The 16,055-nt window shown below is 35.3% G+C and carries 17 protein-coding genes and 4 tRNA genes; 15 read left to right on the forward strand and 6 right to left on the reverse strand.

The window, feature by feature from the left end; translation table 11 throughout:
- The first annotated feature begins 263 nt into the window (after positions 1 to 263).
- The 10 genes from RHOW815_RS02760 (at position 264) to rfbA (ending at position 9,461) form a co-directional block, all read left to right on the forward strand.
- Positions 264 to 1,046, forward strand: a complete 783-nt coding sequence (locus RHOW815_RS02760) for an aspartate kinase (RefSeq protein ID WP_215216835.1) — start codon at positions 264 to 266, stop codon at positions 1,044 to 1,046.
- Between the two features lie 8 nt (positions 1,047 to 1,054).
- Positions 1,055 to 2,971 (forward strand): hypothetical protein, encoded by a 1,917-nt coding sequence (locus RHOW815_RS02765; protein ID WP_215216836.1) that lies wholly within the window; start codon positions 1,055 to 1,057, stop codon positions 2,969 to 2,971.
- A gap of 44 nt (positions 2,972 to 3,015) precedes the next feature.
- Positions 3,016 to 3,732 (forward strand): ribulose-phosphate 3-epimerase, encoded by a 717-nt coding sequence (rpe, locus tag RHOW815_RS02770; RefSeq protein ID WP_215216837.1) that lies wholly within the window; start codon positions 3,016 to 3,018, stop codon positions 3,730 to 3,732.
- Between the two features lie 5 nt (positions 3,733 to 3,737).
- The gene (locus tag RHOW815_RS02775; RefSeq protein ID WP_215216838.1) at positions 3,738 to 4,700 is read left to right on the forward strand and encodes a gluconeogenesis factor YvcK family protein; all 963 of its coding nucleotides are present in this window, start codon (positions 3,738 to 3,740) and stop codon (positions 4,698 to 4,700) included.
- The gene (locus RHOW815_RS02780; RefSeq protein WP_215216839.1) at positions 4,684 to 5,355 is read left to right on the forward strand and encodes an HAD family hydrolase; all 672 of its coding nucleotides are present in this window, start codon (positions 4,684 to 4,686) and stop codon (positions 5,353 to 5,355) included. The genes RHOW815_RS02775 and RHOW815_RS02780 overlap by 17 nt, the downstream gene beginning before the upstream one ends.
- A 33-nt stretch (positions 5,356 to 5,388) precedes the next feature.
- Entirely contained in the window at positions 5,389 to 5,958 is a 570-nt protein-coding gene (locus tag RHOW815_RS02785; RefSeq protein WP_251368209.1) for an elongation factor P, read from the forward strand.
- Between the two features lie 12 nt (positions 5,959 to 5,970).
- Positions 5,971 to 6,438, forward strand: coding sequence for an acetyl-CoA carboxylase biotin carboxyl carrier protein (accB, locus tag RHOW815_RS02790; protein WP_215216840.1), 468 nt, complete (start codon positions 5,971 to 5,973; stop codon positions 6,436 to 6,438).
- Between the two features lie 27 nt (positions 6,439 to 6,465).
- Positions 6,466 to 7,833 (forward strand): acetyl-CoA carboxylase biotin carboxylase subunit, encoded by a 1,368-nt coding sequence (gene accC / locus RHOW815_RS02795; protein WP_215216841.1) that lies wholly within the window; start codon positions 6,466 to 6,468, stop codon positions 7,831 to 7,833.
- Positions 7,834 to 8,376 carry a phosphoribosyltransferase gene (locus tag RHOW815_RS02800; protein ID WP_215216842.1) on the forward strand — a complete coding sequence of 181 codons (543 nt, stop codon included), beginning with the start codon at positions 7,834 to 7,836 and terminating at the stop codon, positions 8,374 to 8,376.
- A 194-nt stretch (positions 8,377 to 8,570) separates the two neighbouring features.
- Positions 8,571 to 9,461 (forward strand): glucose-1-phosphate thymidylyltransferase RfbA, encoded by an 891-nt coding sequence (rfbA, locus tag RHOW815_RS02805; RefSeq protein ID WP_215216843.1) that lies wholly within the window; start codon positions 8,571 to 8,573, stop codon positions 9,459 to 9,461.
- On the opposite strand, the gene RHOW815_RS02810 is transcribed toward rfbA, so the two are convergent.
- The 3 genes from RHOW815_RS02810 to RHOW815_RS02820 form a co-directional block, all read right to left on the reverse strand.
- The gene (locus tag RHOW815_RS02810) at positions 9,451 to 10,347 is read right to left on the reverse strand and encodes a YitT family protein (protein ID WP_215216844.1); all 897 of its coding nucleotides are present in this window, start codon (positions 10,345 to 10,347) and stop codon (positions 9,451 to 9,453) included. The two genes, rfbA and RHOW815_RS02810, sit on opposite strands and share 11 nt — an antisense overlap.
- Positions 10,348 to 10,416: 69 nt before the next feature.
- A tRNA-Asp gene (locus RHOW815_RS02815) sits at positions 10,417 to 10,490 on the reverse strand.
- 15 nt (positions 10,491 to 10,505) lie between these two features.
- Positions 10,506 to 10,578, reverse strand: a tRNA-Val gene (locus tag RHOW815_RS02820).
- A 176-nt stretch (positions 10,579 to 10,754) separates the two neighbouring features.
- On the opposite strand from RHOW815_RS02820, the gene RHOW815_RS02825 reads away from it, so the two are divergent.
- The gene (locus tag RHOW815_RS02825) at positions 10,755 to 11,153 is read left to right on the forward strand and encodes a hypothetical protein (RefSeq protein WP_215216845.1); all 399 of its coding nucleotides are present in this window, start codon (positions 10,755 to 10,757) and stop codon (positions 11,151 to 11,153) included.
- Here RHOW815_RS02825 and surE read toward each other — a convergent pair.
- From surE to RHOW815_RS02840, 3 genes are read right to left on the reverse strand one after another with little or no spacing between them, the layout of a single operon-like run.
- Positions 11,140 to 11,937 (reverse strand): 5'/3'-nucleotidase SurE, encoded by a 798-nt coding sequence (gene surE / locus RHOW815_RS02830; protein ID WP_245397497.1) that lies wholly within the window; start codon positions 11,935 to 11,937, stop codon positions 11,140 to 11,142. The genes RHOW815_RS02825 and surE overlap by 14 nt on opposite strands.
- Entirely contained in the window at positions 11,938 to 13,377 is a 1,440-nt protein-coding gene (locus tag RHOW815_RS02835) for a sodium/proline symporter (protein ID WP_245397496.1), read from the reverse strand. It abuts the gene before it with no gap.
- Positions 13,378 to 13,392: 15 nt separating this feature from the next.
- Positions 13,393 to 14,145: a tRNA 2-thiocytidine biosynthesis TtcA family protein gene (locus tag RHOW815_RS02840; RefSeq protein WP_215216846.1), complete on the reverse strand. Its 753-nt coding sequence runs from the start codon at positions 14,143 to 14,145 to the stop codon at positions 13,393 to 13,395.
- A gap of 89 nt (positions 14,146 to 14,234) precedes the next feature.
- On the opposite strand from RHOW815_RS02840, the gene RHOW815_RS02845 reads away from it, so the two are divergent.
- The 4 genes from RHOW815_RS02845 (at position 14,235) to RHOW815_RS02860 (ending at position 15,604) form a co-directional block, all read left to right on the forward strand.
- A complete protein-coding gene (locus tag RHOW815_RS02845; RefSeq protein ID WP_215216847.1) occupies positions 14,235 to 14,444 on the forward strand; it encodes an SEC-C metal-binding domain-containing protein in 210 nt (69 codons plus the stop codon).
- Positions 14,445 to 14,483: 39 nt separating this feature from the next.
- A tRNA-Thr gene (locus RHOW815_RS02850) sits at positions 14,484 to 14,555 on the forward strand.
- Positions 14,556 to 14,564: 9 nt separating this feature from the next.
- Positions 14,565 to 14,647, forward strand: a tRNA-Tyr gene (locus RHOW815_RS02855).
- Between the two features lie 444 nt (positions 14,648 to 15,091).
- The gene (locus RHOW815_RS02860; RefSeq protein ID WP_215216848.1) at positions 15,092 to 15,604 is read left to right on the forward strand and encodes a hypothetical protein; all 513 of its coding nucleotides are present in this window, start codon (positions 15,092 to 15,094) and stop codon (positions 15,602 to 15,604) included.
- The last annotated feature ends 451 nt before the right edge of the window (positions 15,605 to 16,055 follow it).

Here is a 16,055-nt window from a genome sequence, read left to right on the forward strand (position 1 = left end):
ATTTTCCTAAAACACAAAGCTTTTTAGATACGACTTCCAAGGATATGGAAAGGGTGGAAACTTATACTAAATAACAGACCTAGAAAGGCTCTCAACTTCAAAACTCCACTAGAAGTGTTTAGGAGATTATCTACAAACATGCTATGCTCGGGTGCACAATAGATGTTTTTTCAAGTATTTATATGTTCTTTTTTGTGCACTTCGAGGTTGAAAGGGCCTTAGTTAAAATGAATCTTCTTAAAAATTTAAGCTTATAGATGATTATGAAAAAAATTGTTTTAAAATTTGGAGGGGCTGCTTTAGCCGATTTGGGATCTTTTTATCGTATTAGTAAAATGATAAAAGCCAAACTAAGCTCTCACTCTGTTTGCGTTGTAGTGAGCGCAATGCAAGGCGTGACCGATCAACTCCTTCAAGTGGCTAAGAAAATAGATTCCAGACCCCCTTTAAGAGAGCTAGATATGCTTGTTTCTACAGGGGAGGTCTTTAGCATGACTCTTCTAGCAATGGCTCTTCATAAAGAAGGGATAGAGGCTATTAGCCTAACGGGAGAACAGGCTGGTATTATTACTTCCTCATGCCATGTAAATGCAAAGATTATCTATGTGAATAAAGAGCGATTATCCAAGGAATTAGAATCTGGCAAAGTGGTGATCGTAGCTGGTTTTCAAGGAATTAGTAAAAATAAAGAGATTACAACTTTAGGTAGGGGTGGTTCTGATATAACAGCTGTTGCGCTTGCCATTGCACTTTCTTGTAAGATGGTTCAATTCTATAAAGATGTAGAGGGAATTTATTCCATGGACCCAAAAACTTATCCTGAAGCAGAACTGTTAAAAAATATTTCCTATGAGAAAGCATTAGAATTAGCAGAAAATCAAAGTAAAATTTTACACCCTCGCTGCATTATCTTAGCTGCAGCTCATCAAATTAGCCTACAAGTAAGCTCTTTCCTTCATCCAAATTCAACAGGAACTACCATTAGTAATTTGAACTGTGCAAAAAAACCGAATTTTTTGTATGAATGGGAGCATCTAAGAATTTAAGAGGTGCTATGCAAAATCTTCTGAAAATCCCGTCAAATATTTTTGATATAGTTACGATTCTTAATCAAAGTACGAAAGATGACCACCTATTCTACTGTGGTAAATTACAAGATGCATTGATGAAATGTATTGCCTTTGAAGAAATAGAGAAAGGCAATCTATTTAGCGATTTTGTACAGAAATTACCACTCATTCAGACTTCTTTTAAAGAAAAAGACTCTTATTTTCTTAAGATTTCATTACTCTGTAAAAAAATAGGAAATCCTGCCAAATTTTTTTATGAAATCATAGATCGATGGTTACTTCCAGGAAAAAAACCCCATATTTGCTCTTTTTTTAGTTGTGATTTTGTGTTTTCTTATTCTGGTTCAGATCCTTTTTGTCTATCTGAAATGGTAATTTCAGCCAATGATGGGATAGAATTGAAAAAAATGCATAATAACTTCTTGTTTTTACAGAATGAAATTCGCTTAGGTTCAACTTCTGTCTACCAGGCAAGTTGTATTTTAGAAAATAAAGGATTATCCGCAGATCAGAAAAATTTATTCATTCAAGAAAGAATTTCCTTACTGATTCAAAAAAGACCGCAAGATTTTGATTATGATATCTTTCACCAAATGCAACATTTTTTATTTAATACAAGACAAGAATTTAAAGCGTATCGCGATTGTACGCATATGGCTCGGATTATATCGGTATTTTATGTATTGAAGCGTGCATTGGTTAGTCAAACAGAAAACTGCTCGGCGGAGAGATTGATTAAAATCAAATTGCGTAAAACTTGGTTGCAAATGCCTTTAGGTTTTGAAAAGGTTTTAGGAGTATTTATCGCTATTCATTTTCTGAACGATGACGAACAGTTCGAACAAGTTCATTGTATGAGAATGATCGAAAGCTGTTTTCCTGATTTTCATTATATCGAAGGGTCTTATTTCTCTTATGAAGAAGGTCAAGTTCATTTAATTTATCTAGAATTGGAAAAAAAAGATAAATCAGAAATTTCTTCACAAGAGCTAAAAAAACTTAATGAGAAACTCATGGATGAAGTAGAAAACGGTATCCATAGTTTAATGCACCCTCTATTTATCCCGCGTAATGAAGAAGAGGTGATGCGTAATATGATTCTTTTATCCAAACAATTGCGTTATTTTCGGGATATCCCTCAGGTTATTATTAATTTTGATGAGCAATTAGAAGCAGATCTTTTATTTACAGTAATCCTTGTGCGTGTTCGTCAAATATTGGATCCATCTATACAGCAGCTATTTAGTCATTCTTCTCTTGTTTTTATTCCTGATCGAATTAAACAGGTGGGGATGCTAAGAAAGAAATACCCAAAAGAAGCTTCGGTCTTTCGTCTGCGGATTGCTTCTCGTTCTTTTATACGATCCGATCATCGAGTCGACTTATTTCAAGCGCGTCAATTTGTAGCAAAAGAGTTAGAAAAAGTGATTGGAGAGTTTAGAGATTTTAATGGAGGAATGATTACTAAACAACATGAGCGTTTTAGCGAATTAAAGAAAATGTGCTGTCGATTAAAAAAACAAGAAAACCTGCTGTTAGAATATTTTTTCCATTCTATCTACCCCAAAGAACTCAGTACAATTTTTGATCCTTTGCGTTTAAAGGAATTATTTTTTCTGTTTTTAGACCTCTTTGAGAAGAATAAAGATAAAAAAAACAATACGCGATTTATTTATCAGATGAAACCGGGTTCTTGTTTTTTTGTTTTATCTTATTTGGATCATTCGTTAAAATCTAAGGTTTTGGAAAAAGTTGCTCGATTACAAATTTCTTCTTCTCAGCTTATTGCGGTTTTATTTCGTGCTGCGGAATGGGATTATTTGTGTTATGGCTATTTAGAAGAAGATACACAAAAAAAAATACTATTTATAAATACTATCCAAGATGCTCTTGACTTCTAATTCTAAAAACTTAAAAAATTTTCTGCTTAAAACGAGTTTAATCTATGAAACGCTCTTTGATTCAAGTTGTCCCTTCGATTCTTTCCGCTGATTTTGGCAAATTGGCTTTGGAGGCTAAAAAAGTAGAAGAAGCTGGTGCAGATGCATTGCATATCGATATTATGGATGGACACTTTGTTTCTAACTTGAGTTTAGGGCCTAAAGCTGTTGCAGCAATAAATCGTGCAACAAATCTTTTTCTAGATGTGCATCTGATGATGTATAACTCTTACAATTACATAGAACAATTTGTAAAATCTGGCGCTGACCGAATTACCTTTCACTTTGAAGCAACAGAAAATGTGGAAGAGACTCTTCAATTGATTCGAGCGTGTGGAATAGAAGCCGGTTTAGCTTTTTGTCCAGAAACAAGTTCATCCATGATTGTGAAATTTTTAGATAAATGCGATTTGCTTCTTTTAATGACGGTAAACCCAGGGCATGGTGGGCAGAAATTTATACCTGAGATGCTAGAAAAGATTCAATTTGCGCGTGATATTTGCAATCAGATGAAGTTATATAAAGGGGGCAGATTTCTAAGTGAGCTGCAACAAGAAAAAGCGCCTGTGTTTCCTTTTGCCATCCAAGTAGATGGTGGGATAAACCATGAGACAGCTCGTCAGTGTGTAGAAGCAGGAGCGAATGTCTTAGTATCCGGAAGTTATATTTACAGTGCACCAAATATGGCCCAAGCAATTACTAGTTTGAAAACTCTTAAGTAGTTCTTATGAAAAAAGTAGTTATAATCGGTGGTGGAACGGGTAACTTTACCGTGTTAAGGGGATTAAAAGATTATCCTGTTAATTTAAGTGCTATTGTTTCTATGGCTGATGATGGGGGAAGCACGGGAATCTTGCGAGATGAACTAGGGGTGCTGCCTCCTGGAGATGTCAGACAGTGTTTAATCGCTCTTTCAAACTCTTCTAATATGATGCGCTCTTTAATGAATTATCGTTTTGAAAACGGGGGATTAGAAGGGCATAGCTTTGGAAATCTTCTTCTTTCTGCTCTAGAGAAGGTAACAGGTAGTTTTGAGAAAGCTGTGGAAGAAATGGGTAAAATTTTATTTATCAAAGGTAAGGTTATTCCTGTGACCACTCATCAGGTGCGTTTAAAAATGCTTTTAAGCAATCGGAAATTACTAGAAGGAGAAAGAGAAGTATATCTTTCTCATGAGATTGATCAAGGATATAAAAGCATTTATTTAGAACCTTTTCCTAAAGCAAACCCCTATGCAATTGATGAAATTATCAATGCCGATGTGATTGTTTTAGGCCCGGGGGGACTTCATACTTCTTTAATTCCTAATTTACTCGTCGAAGGACTAAGCGTAGCTCTTTGCGCTTCTACCGCAAAAAAAGTATTTGTGGTGAATTTAATGAATCGTAAAGGACAAACCACCGGATTTAAAGTTAGCAATTATTTAGAAGAAATCGTTCGTTTTATTGGAAAAGACATTTTTGATTATATTTTAGTTAATAATGAGCCCCCTCCTGAGGAATTAATAGAGGTCTATTCCGATGAGGGTCAAATTGTAGAAAATGATTTAAAAGATGATCGAATTATCGCTTCTCCTCTTTTAGGGGGACCAAAAGAAATTCCTAAAAAAGACTTGTTAAAAAGAAGCCTTATTCGCCACGATTCTAAAAAATTAGCACAAGAGTTGATAAAAATTGTTAATTATCTTTGATCTTGATGATACACTAGTTAAAACATCTGATTGTATTACACATGTATTGCTCGAACGTAGTTTGCGTGCAATGGTAAATAAAGGTTTTAAAGCACAGAACTTTTATCAGACACTTTTTCTTTTAAGAGAGCTTAATAAGCAAGCTTCAAATGCGGAAGAAGCTTTAAAAGAATTTATTGTCATTATGCGTGAAGATCTTGAATTTATCAATATCGGCAAGGAGCAACTCACTAATTTTACATTAGATATGCCTATTTTCCCCTTAGAATTAGCTGTTGAAACCCTGCATTTATTAAAGAGAAAAAAGCACAGTTTGTGTTTGGTAACAATAGGAAAAGATTCTTTACAAAGGCAAAAACTAGAAAAATCTGGTATTGATCCAATTCTTTTTAGTAAGATTGTTGTATCTGAAGATAGGAATAAAAAGCCTCATTACGAAAGGCTTTTAGCAGAATTTGACTATAGCCCAGAGCAAGTAATGGTTTGTGGGGATCGCATCTCTTTGGATCTTGAACCAGCGATACAATTAAACTGTAAAACAGTACATGTATTATGTGGTAGAGGCTTAAGCGCTAAAGAAAAAACATCTAAAGCTAAAATTACTTATCGCATTTCGAGTTTAGTAGAACTGGGCGACTTAAGAGAGTTGAGATAAATGATCTTAAACTAACATTTTCATTTTGAAAGTATGGAAAAAAATATGATAACAGGCAATCAAATTTCTCCCGGGATGATTCTCTTTATTGATGGTAAAATGTATAAAGTAGAGTCCTGTGTTAAGGTAACCGTTGCTAAAGATAATCCTTTTATGAAAACAATACTAAAAGATCTTTTGACAGAAGAGATGTCGGAGAAAAATTTTAAACTCAATCAAGTTGTAGCAGATGCTGCTCCCCTTGAGCGATCCCTAGAATACCTATATCTGGAAAAAGAAAATTATTTGTTCCTTGATATAGGAAATTTAGAACAGGTTTTAGTTCCCTCTCAGATTATTGGTGATAAAGTAAATTATTTAAAAGAAAGCACCTCTTTAAAAGCTGTATTCTATGGCGATACTGCTTTTTCTATTGAATTGCCTCAGTTCTTAGAACTTGTTGTGCTTAAAACAGAAGAAATGGAATCGGCATTAAAAATGACTAATTCTACAAAAATAGCTTTATTAGAAACCGGGGCTAAAATTGAAGTGCCTGTTTTTATCGAATCTGGAGATATTATAAAGATAGATACACAAACAAATGAATACATTCAGAGAGTTTAAGGAGGCATAAGAGTGGATCTTAAGGAAATTAAAGATTTGATGACTGCTATGCGAAAAACAGGCATCCAGAAACTGATCATTAAAAAAAAAGAAGGGGATGAGCTGCAGCTAGAAACGCAAGTTAGCTCCAATATATCGTCTGTTGGCTTCCCATCTACAGAGCAAAATAAAGAGCAGACTTTTTTCCATTCTCCTCCCATACATTCATCAGAAAATCATTCTCCTCTTGTAAAAGAAGAAAAACCAGGGCAACATATTACAGCTCCTCTAGTAGGTACGATTTATCACTCTGCTTCACCAGACGACGAGCCATTTGTCAAAGTAGGAGATATGGTCAAAGAGGATACAGTTCTCTGTATTATTGAAGCAATGAAGGTTATGAATGAGGTGAAAGCAGGAAGAAGCGGCAAGATTGCAGAAATTCTTGTAGAAAACGGACATCCCGTAGAATTTGGAACCAAAATGTTCCGCATTGTATAATCAATTTTCTTTTTAAGTGTGTGGAAAATGCAGAAAGTCTTAATCGCTAATCGAGGTGAAATTGCTGTACGAATTATTCAAGCATGTCATGACTTAGGTCTACAAACAGTTGCTGTATATTCTCAAGCAGATGCAGAAGCCCTGCATGTGCTACATGCAGATGAAGCAATCTGTATAGGAGAGCCTCCTCTTTTAAAATCTTATCTCAAAATACCCAATATTTTATCTGCATGTGAAGTAACAGGAGCAGATGCTATTCATCCAGGATATGGTTTCTTAAGTGAAAATGCGAATTTTGCCTCTATTTGTGAAAGCTGTGGAGTGAATTTTATCGGGCCTTCTGCTCAAACAATTGCTCTTTTAGGGGATAAAGCTGAGGCAAAAGCCACTGCAAAAAGCGTTAAGTGTCCTGTGATACCAGGCTCAAGAAGTGTGATTTCAGACGTAAAAGAGGCATTAAAAGAAGCTAAGCAAATAGGGTTTCCTATTTTTATTAAAGCATCTGCTGGCGGCGGTGGTAAGGGGATTCGTATAGCTCATACAGTTGAAGAATTTGTAAGACAGTTCTCTGCTGCAAAAACAGAAGCTGAAACCATCTTTAATAATGCAGATGTCTATCTAGAAAAAATGATTGTAAATCCTCGCCATATTGAGATACAGGTCTTAGGGGATAAATATGGAAATTATGTACATTTAGGAGAAAGAGACTGCACTGTTCAGAGAAGAAGGCAAAAATTAATTGAAGAAGCCCCTTCTCCTTTATTAAATCCTTCTTTGCGTAAAAAAATGGGAGAAGCCGCTATTGAAATTGTTGAATCTGCTCGTTATTATTCCGTGGGAACAGTGGAGTTTTTATTAGATGAGAATAAAAATTTCTACTTTATGGAAGTAAATACTCGCATTCAAGTAGAGCATACCATTACAGAAGAATTAACAGGTATCGACTTAGTCAAAGAGCAGATTAAAGTAGCAATGGGTGAAAAATTGAAAATCAAGCAAAAGGATATTTGTTTTGATGGACATGTCATTCAATGTCGAATTAATGCAGAGAACCCCGCAAATCATTTCACACCTTGCCCTGGAGTATTGGAATATTATATTCCTCCTGTAGGTCCTCATGTGCGTATAGATAGCGCTTGTTATTCTGGTTATCGAATCTCGTCCTATTACGATTCAATGATTGCTAAATTGATCGTAAAAGGGAAAGATCGCAATGAAGCCATTGCAGTTGCTAAAAGAGCTTTAAAAGAGTTTCATATTGGCGGGATAGATTCTACAATTGCTTTCCACTTGTTCATGTTAGAAGATAAGTGTTTTTTAAATAATGAGTATTTTATCAATTATATCGATCTGCTAATTACAGAAGGATGTAATTTCACTAAACCCAAAGAATAGATGTCTATACATTCCACCTTAGAATTAGATCTACTTATCTCCATGGATGAAATTCAGGATAAGATTGCTAAAATAGCGGTTCAATTAGAAGCTGATTACAAGGATCAAGAAATTGTGATTGTTATGATCATGAAAGGTGCTATTTGTTTGGTTGCTGATTTAATCAGGGCTATTTCTTTACCCTGTGTAGTGGAAAGCATTCAAGCTAGCAGTTACCATGGAAAAACCAGAGGAAATTTGCAAATAAAAGGACTAGAAGCTCTTGATCTATTAGCCAAGAATGTGCTTCTTGTCGATGATATTTTTGATTCTGGCAATACGCTTTTTCAGGTATATCAAGCGCTTGCTGAAAAAAAGCCCAAATCTTTAAAATCCTTAGTTCTACTTTCTAAAAATGTCTCTGATTTGGAGTATCGCCCTGATTACCTATTATTTTCTGTAGAAAATCGATTTGTAGTGGGTTATGGCTTAGATTACAAAGAATATTATCGTGGATTGAAAGGAATTTATCTTTTTAAAGAGACAGTTTCAAGGCTTCAATAAAAACCCTTAAATATTTCCTAGTAAATTGCTTATTAACTTGATTATAAAAATATATTTATTTTATAACTGTGATACCAAATTTATAGGAGATGGATTTATTGTGGATTTGATTACAAAGAACACTATCGAGGGTTAAAAGATGTTTATCTTTTAAAAGATTTACAAACAATTTCAAATTAAAAAAGGAAATCTACGTGAAAGGGATTATTCTTGCAGGAGGTAAAGGTACTAGACTCTATCCTATTACAATTGGTGTATGTAAGCAGCTTTTACCTGTATTTGATAAGCCGATGATCTATTACCCTTTAGCTATTCTCATGCTAGCTGGTATTAGAGAGGTTTTAATTATTTCCACATTAGAAGATACGCCACGTTTTCAACAGCTTTTTAAAGATGGTTCAGATTTAGGGATTTCTATTTCTTATGCACTGCAAGAAAAACCAGAGGGGATTGCTCAATCTTTTTTAATAGGAGAGTCTTTTATTAATCAAGAGAATGTAGCATTAATCTTAGGAGATAACATTTTTTATGGACATCAGCTCTTTCAATTACTAAAAGAATCTTCCTCTTTTATAGAAGGCGCTACTATTTTTGGCTACGAAGTAAAAGATCCTCATCGCTATGGAGTATTAGAATTTGATACAAACCAAGAAGTAGTTGATATTGTGGAAAAACCTCTTCATTCTAAGTCTAATTTTGCAGTTACAGGTCTTTATTATTATGATCATCAAGTAGTATCTATCGCTAAACAGTTAAAGCCATCTAAAAGAGGGGAATATGAAATTACCGATCTAAATAAGTTTTACTTAAGAAAAAAACAACTACAGGTCAAATTATTCGAACGTGGTTTTGCATGGTTAGATACTGGGACCCATGATGCGCTTCAACAAGCTTCTTTATATGTAAAAACAATCCAGGAAAGACAGGGGATTTATATTGCTTGTCTAGAAGAGATTGCCTATCAGATGGGTTTTATTGATCTAGATCAATTACAAAAAGTAGCAGCTCTTTATGCAGATACCGATTATGGCAGGTATTTAGATAAGCTTGTACAGAAAGAGGGTATAAAATTAGCTAGGATATAGATTTAAAACGAGAGCGCTTTTTATAAGGAGCATTGGTTTTTTTCCCGTATACAACTTCATGTAAATCTTCAATGGCCATAAAAGCACTAGGATCTTCTCTTAGGACAATTTCTTTTAATTCAGCAAGATCTAAACGCTCAACTATGACAAAAATAATCTCTTTAGCATCCCCTGAAAAACCCCCTTTGCCATGCATAATTGTTAGACCAAGGCCTAACTCATTAATGATTGCATGGGAAAGTTCTTTAGATTTTGATGACATAATAAGCACAGATTTTATCTCATCAAGACCTACAATCACTAGGTCCATCATTTTGAAAGCAACAATATACGTCATTAAAGATTGCAAAGCAATGTGCCAATCTTTAAAAATCAATCCATAAGCGGCGAAGATAAACACGTTTACAAATAGAACAACCTGTCCCACTGTAAATCCTTTCTTACGATTAATAATAATCGCTAGAATTTCCGTACCATCTAGGCATCCTCCATGGCGAATAATAAGTCCAACTCCAACCCCTAAAATAGCACCACCAAATACAATAATTTCTAAAGAGTCCGCTATAAAAGCAGGGGATTGGCGTAAAATACTTAAAAAGCCTGCAAATAGTAATACCGCAACTAGCATGTGTATTACAAAAGATCTGCGAATGTATTTATAAGCGAGATAGATAAAAGGCAGGTTTAGAGCAATTAAAATGAAAGATAGGTAACCATCTCCATATAAACGGCCAAAGATTAGAGCAATACCTACAATTCCACCATCGATTAACTGATTAGGAATCAGAAATATTCTTACGGAAACCGCAGCTAAAAACGCCCCTACGGCTATCCAAAGAAAGCTGAGTATGTGATGCTTGGTAATTTTAAAAGAAGATTTGCTCATGGTGTCTACAGAATTTTTTGCTTTAAAATACGATTTAAGCAAGATTTATAACCACTAGTATTTTACAAACGCGAGAGACGGGACTTGAACCCGCAACCTCCGCCGTGACAGGGCGGCGCTCTAACCAGTTGAGCTACTCCCGCAAACGCGGTAGGTTTTGGGCGCAACAGGACTCGAACCTATGACCGCCTGTGTGTAAGACAGGAGCTCTACCAACTGAGCTATGCGCCCCAAACAGTAAAGTACGTAGTTTAAACACATAAGGGTTTTTTTGCAAGAAATTTCAAATAAAAAACCTAAAGCATTTGCGATTTCGAGAGATTCGTTTTACATTCAACGTATATTGACAAATTCATAGATCAATTTTAGTATGGCGTAACACTTTTATGAGAATTTAAGAGTTGTATATGAAAAAATTATTTATCATCTTTCTTGTCTTGTTGGGATGTAATCCTAGTTCCTATGAAGATTTTCAACTTGAAGGGGATGCGCATTTTCGAAAAATGCTTAATACACTGAAATGTATTCAGGATCGTCAGCAATTGTTGCAAGCTCAACCTATTTTAAGGCAACATTTTGAAGATTTAGTTGATTTAATGATAGCGGCTCGTAAATTTCAGCAAAATAGTTTAGAATCCAAAGAATTTTACCCTTCTTTTTATAGTATCGCTTTAAAAGAGGAATTAAAAAGACTTTATGAAATAGAAGGTGGAAGAGAAATTGTAGAAAGAGCGCAGAAGCAGGCATTTCTGCGTTTAGGTACATTGGAAAGACAAATTGCAAAAAAACAAGTTAAAGCTCGGTGAGAGTTGATTTAGAATTCACAAAATGCTCAAAAGGTTGTTTTCTTTCTAACAATAATGCTTTATCTGTTAAGTGATTTACATGAATAGGAACAGCTGTGACATATCCTTTTTCTAGTAAATACACATCGCTTCCTTCCTCTTCTTCATGTGTGCTCCATTTGCCTCCTAACCAGTAATATTCATGCCCTTCCGGGTGGAGTCTTTGTTCTGGAGCTTCCATCCAATAACCCATTCCTTGATGAGCTAATTTTATACCTTGAATTTTTTCTGCATTTGGAAAATTTACATTCAGTAAAGTTCCTTTAGGCAGCGGTTGGGCTAAGCATTGTAAAGCAATAGGCTGCACAAATTCTTTAAACTGTTCGTAATTGGGATTTTTATAATTGACGGAGGAAAAAGCAATTCCAGGGACATTTTTCATCGTCCCTTCAATAACAGCACCAACTGTACCGCTATAGAGAACAGTTCTTCCTGCATTAGAGCCTCGATTGATTCCAGATAGAATGAGATCAGGTGTTTGATCTAAAATAGCGTGTAGTCCTAAACGCACACAATCCGCAGGAGTGCCCGTTACTTTCCATGCAGCCGGGTTGTTTGGCCAAAGAACGGATTGAATTTGTAAAGGGTTTCTTAAAGAGATACCAGCTCCTACGCCAGATTGTTCTGACGCAGGGGCTATGATAACAACTTCTGCAAAACTGCAAACAGCTTGATATAAGGCAAAAAGTCCTGGGGCTTCAATCCCATCATCATTTGTGATTAGAATGTAAGGTTTTTTTTGCATTTATATCTCCTGTAGGGTTGATGGAGGAATTTTATTTTCAGCTAATTTAGAGACTGCATAAATAGCAATTAATCCCACAAAAAAACCGGGGATCATGGATGGTATTTTAGCGTTGAAATAAGGCCAAATCGCTGCTGTAATGCCACCAGTTAAAATTCCTGCCCAAGCTCCATATTTATTTACTCTTTTCCAGTATAAACATAATAGAATTAAAGGTCCAAAGGAACAGCCTAAACCAGACCACGCATACATTACAAGTGAATAGATAGTACTATTTTTTGCATAAGCAATAAAAAAAGCAAGGAATGCGACCATAAGAATTCCTATTCGTGCAACTATCAATCTCTCTTTGGATGAGGCTGTTTTACGGATTAAGCGTTTATAAAAATCTTCTGAAATATTAGAAGAAAGAACTAATAACTGGGCGCTCATTGCGTTAATTGTAGCAGCTAATACACCGCATAAAATAAAGCCTACAAGAAAAGGAGCAACAGAATCTCTTACCATTAAGACAAAAAGTTGTTGAGAATCTTCTAAACCTTGTTGGAAATACAAAATACCAACTAGGCCAACTAAAGTAGAGGCGCTAATAGAAAGAACCATCCAACTCATGCCAATATATTGAGATTTTTTCATTTCTTTTACATCTCTAATTCCCATGAATTTAGTGATGATATGAGGCTGGCCGAAATAACCCAATCCCCATCCAAATACCATATAGATAACCTCTAAAATAGAGTGGAAAGAGAAGTCGGGGATTAGAGATAAAGGTAAATTTTTTGCATGCATAACTTCAAGAAGACGATCCCATCCACCTAGCTTGTTCAGTAAAAAAAGGGGGGTGGCTATAATCACTATCATGAGAAAAATCCCTTGAAATAAATCAATCCAAGCAAGCGTTAAATAACCTCCTATAAATACATAAGGAATGACAATACAAATTCCAATACAAATCCCCCAAGAATAAGGAATTTGAAAGAGAACCTCTAAGAGAATACCAAGCCCGACTAGCCCAGCTGAGATGTAAATAGTATAAAAAACAATCGACATAGTAGCGGTAAATACGCGGATAAGTCCATAGGTGTCAGCTAATTTGCTTTCAAAAAAAGAAGATAAGGTTAGACTATTGTACTCTTCAGTTGCTGTTCGTAATTTAGGTGCAATCAATTGCCAATTTAAAAACATAAATAGCATCAAACCAATAGCTGCCCAAGCATTAAATAAACCAGCTGCAAAAATAGTTGCTGGATAGCCCATAAACAGCCAGCTGCTCATATCGCTAGCATGAGCTGCTAGTGCAGTTAGCCAGTAATTTAAAGACCTACTGCCGATGATAAAATCTGTGGCGGTTAGATGGCGTTTATAGGAGTAGATGGCAATACAAGTTAGTAAAACAAAATAACAAATAACAGCGTATAATTCAGATATATACATAGCCATAGATTAAAGCAGAAGTTAAGGTTTTTTTAAAGCTTTTTGAGAACCGGAAATACGGGAGACTGTTGCTAAATTATCAATCGCATTAGGAAATTTCTCCTGTAGGTCTTTTAAGATGCTTTTCACTGTTTTGCGCATAGATTTTTGACCTACTGGACATTGACAAACAACTCTGGAAAATTCATAAAATTTAGCAAACTGTACTAAGTTCTCTTCAGGCACGTAAATTAAAGGTCGAATAATAGTAATACCGTAATCATGCATAGGAACTTTAGGTAACATGGCAGCAAATTCTGCTTTATGCATAAGATTCATAAAAAGCGTTTCTACACTATCATCGCGATGATGACCAAAAGCAATAGTCGTTGCTTGGACGCTTTTTGCTGTTTCAAAAAGAATTTTTCTTCTATTGCGCGAGCAGGAATAGCATTGCAATGTATTTAGATCCTGATTTACATTCACAATGGTAAGAGGAACATCTAACTTTTCACAAATTCCTTTTAAAAAAGAGTTGCTCATTCCAGCTCCACAAGAAAAATCCCCACCAATATGAATAGCATGTAGTTGGACAGAAGGAAATCCTCTTCCTAAAATTGCTTTGAGTAAAAATAATAAACTTAGGCTATCTTTGCCTCCGCTTAAAGCGATTGCCAATTTATCAATCCCTTCTAATAGTTGATATTCGTATAAAGCCTTGCGACACAAGCTTTCTAGCTTATGCCCTAAACCAGTCCAAGGAGGAGTAGCTAATGGAATAGGTAAGTTTGTCATTTTTTACAGTCCTTTTTTGGAAACCATTATTTCACGATTGCCCTTTTTATGCGACTTAGGATATGCTAGTACCTGTTTTTGAGGTAAACATGAATAAGACAGGCCGAAATGATCCCTGCCCTTGTGGCTCAGGAAAAAAATTTAAAAAATGTTGTGAAAGCAAAGCAGAAACCAAATCATTAAATCCAGAGCGGGTTTCTCTGAAACAACCCCCAACATCATCTGGGAAAGTTTCCGCTTTTTTTCAAAGAGCTAGAAATGTTATGCCTTCTGAAAATAAAAAATCAGATAATTCTTGAGGGTAAAACAGCTCTTTGCTATAAATCCTTCATCTAATTGCTGGAGTAGCTCAACGGTAGAGCATCCGCCTTGTAAGCGGACGGTTGAGGGTTCGAGTCCTTTCTCCAGCATTGTTTTAGGGGGGTATCGCATAGCGGCAATTGCAAGAGACTGTAAATCTCTCAGTCTTTGACTTACGTTGGTTCGAGTCCAACTGCCCCCATTTCTTGAGCGCTTCTTTAATTTCCAATGAAATCATCTTTGTTTATTCTCTCGATATAATTTAGCATGCTTTGACGTGGCTGTCGCTCTTTGAGCAGAATCCCAAAGACAACTGTTCTTACTTTCTGCACTAGAGTTCTTTTGAAACCTAAATTTTAAGTTCATAGTTGTACAATCCTACCAAAAGACTGAAGCGTAATCCAAATCTTTTTCTCCTATTCCGACAGGTGACCGACCATTAAAAGCAATTTTTGACTAAATGGTCTCTGTATTATGTTTCATAATACCTCTTAGATTGCTTTTTTGCGGGCTATTCTTTTTATCTGCTCCTAAAAAATTGTCCTGTAAAGAGATATTTAGCAAGCTTTTATTCTATTAAAATCTTGAATTTTTCTAATACAACCTTTAATCTTTCTCTCTTTAAGCAAAATGGAAGTGCAATTTTATGAATACACTAGGAAGATTGATTTTATTAGGAGTTGTTTTTTTCAGTATGCTATCTTTTCTTCTTGTAAAAGTTCAAGCAGAACCAACTGAGGCTTCTTTAACTGTAAAAAACAGTTTTTGTCTAGATGATCAGTATTATGTTTGTTTAAACGACAATAGTCATTTTATATTAAATAAGGTTCTGATTCACACATCGGGTTGGTTTGGGTTTGGGGTAGATAAATATGGCAATCCTGCAGCCAGTTGGCTTATTGGCGATCCTGTATGTATACAGCGTACAGGGGATTATGAATGGCCATTTCAGATTTTTAATCTCTATACGGAGCAAAACGCTTTTGCTGCTTTAGTGAACTTTGAAGCTAAAAGCTATGAACGCATACAAGATAGACTGCAAGACTTATTAACTGTTTTAAAAGAAATACAAAACGATCTTTCTGTTATAATATGCGATATAAAAACCATTAGGCAAGAAAATATCTTGAAAAGACCCGCTTCTGCAAACTCATCATGAGCGATTGGCCCTTTCAAACTCGAAGTGCACAAAAAAGAACATATAAATACTTGAAAAAACATCTATTGTGCACCCGAGCATAGCATGTTTGTAGATAATCTCCTAAATACTTCTATTGGAGTTTCGAAGTTGAGAGCCTTTCTAGGTCTGTTATTTAGTATAAGTTTCCACTCTTTCTATATCCTTGGAAGTAGTATTTAAAAAGCTTTGTGTTTTAGGAAAATATTGCCTAACTAGTTCGTTTGTATGCTCATTTAAGCCTCTTTCCCAAGAATGGTATAGGGCGTTGCAAAGTAGAAGTCTGTCTCTAGCTCGAAACTAACCATATTGGTGATCTCTTATTCCAAAAGCTCTTTTAATCTAAGTCTTTTCAAGTTTGAAGTGCACAGAAGAATTAAAAAAAGAATAGGCAGGCGATGAAAGAATCTCTATTGTGATTTTTAACAATCAA

The organism is Candidatus Rhabdochlamydia sp. W815 (assembly GCF_018642185.1).
GTDB lineage: Bacteria > Chlamydiota > Chlamydiia > Chlamydiales > Rhabdochlamydiaceae > Rhabdochlamydia > Rhabdochlamydia oedothoracis.

Coding starts and splice junctions, on each gene's coding strand:
- RHOW815_RS02760 (WP_215216835.1), top strand. CDS start 264: ATGAAAAAAATTGTTTTAAAATTTGGAGGGGCTGCTTTAGCCGATTTG.
- RHOW815_RS02810 (WP_215216844.1), bottom strand. CDS start 10,347: ATGAGCAAATCTTCTTTTAAAATTACCAAGCATCACATACTCAGCTTT.
- accC (WP_215216841.1), top strand. CDS start 6,466: ATGCAGAAAGTCTTAATCGCTAATCGAGGTGAAATTGCTGTACGAATT.
- RHOW815_RS02765 (WP_215216836.1), top strand. CDS start 1,055: ATGCAAAATCTTCTGAAAATCCCGTCAAATATTTTTGATATAGTTACG.
- RHOW815_RS02860 (WP_215216848.1), top strand. CDS start 15,092: ATGAATACACTAGGAAGATTGATTTTATTAGGAGTTGTTTTTTTCAGT.
- RHOW815_RS02800 (WP_215216842.1), top strand. CDS start 7,834: ATGTCTATACATTCCACCTTAGAATTAGATCTACTTATCTCCATGGAT.
- surE (WP_245397497.1), bottom strand. CDS start 11,937: ATGCAAAAAAAACCTTACATTCTAATCACAAATGATGATGGGATTGAA.
- RHOW815_RS02775 (WP_215216838.1), top strand. CDS start 3,738: ATGAAAAAAGTAGTTATAATCGGTGGTGGAACGGGTAACTTTACCGTG.
- RHOW815_RS02845 (WP_215216847.1), top strand. CDS start 14,235: ATGAATAAGACAGGCCGAAATGATCCCTGCCCTTGTGGCTCAGGAAAA.
- RHOW815_RS02835 (WP_245397496.1), bottom strand. CDS start 13,377: ATGGCTATGTATATATCTGAATTATACGCTGTTATTTGTTATTTTGTT.
- RHOW815_RS02840 (WP_215216846.1), bottom strand. CDS start 14,145: ATGACAAACTTACCTATTCCATTAGCTACTCCTCCTTGGACTGGTTTA.
- RHOW815_RS02785 (WP_251368209.1), top strand. CDS start 5,389: ATGGAAAAAAATATGATAACAGGCAATCAAATTTCTCCCGGGATGATT.
- RHOW815_RS02825 (WP_215216845.1), top strand. CDS start 10,755: ATGAAAAAATTATTTATCATCTTTCTTGTCTTGTTGGGATGTAATCCT.
- rpe (WP_215216837.1), top strand. CDS start 3,016: ATGAAACGCTCTTTGATTCAAGTTGTCCCTTCGATTCTTTCCGCTGAT.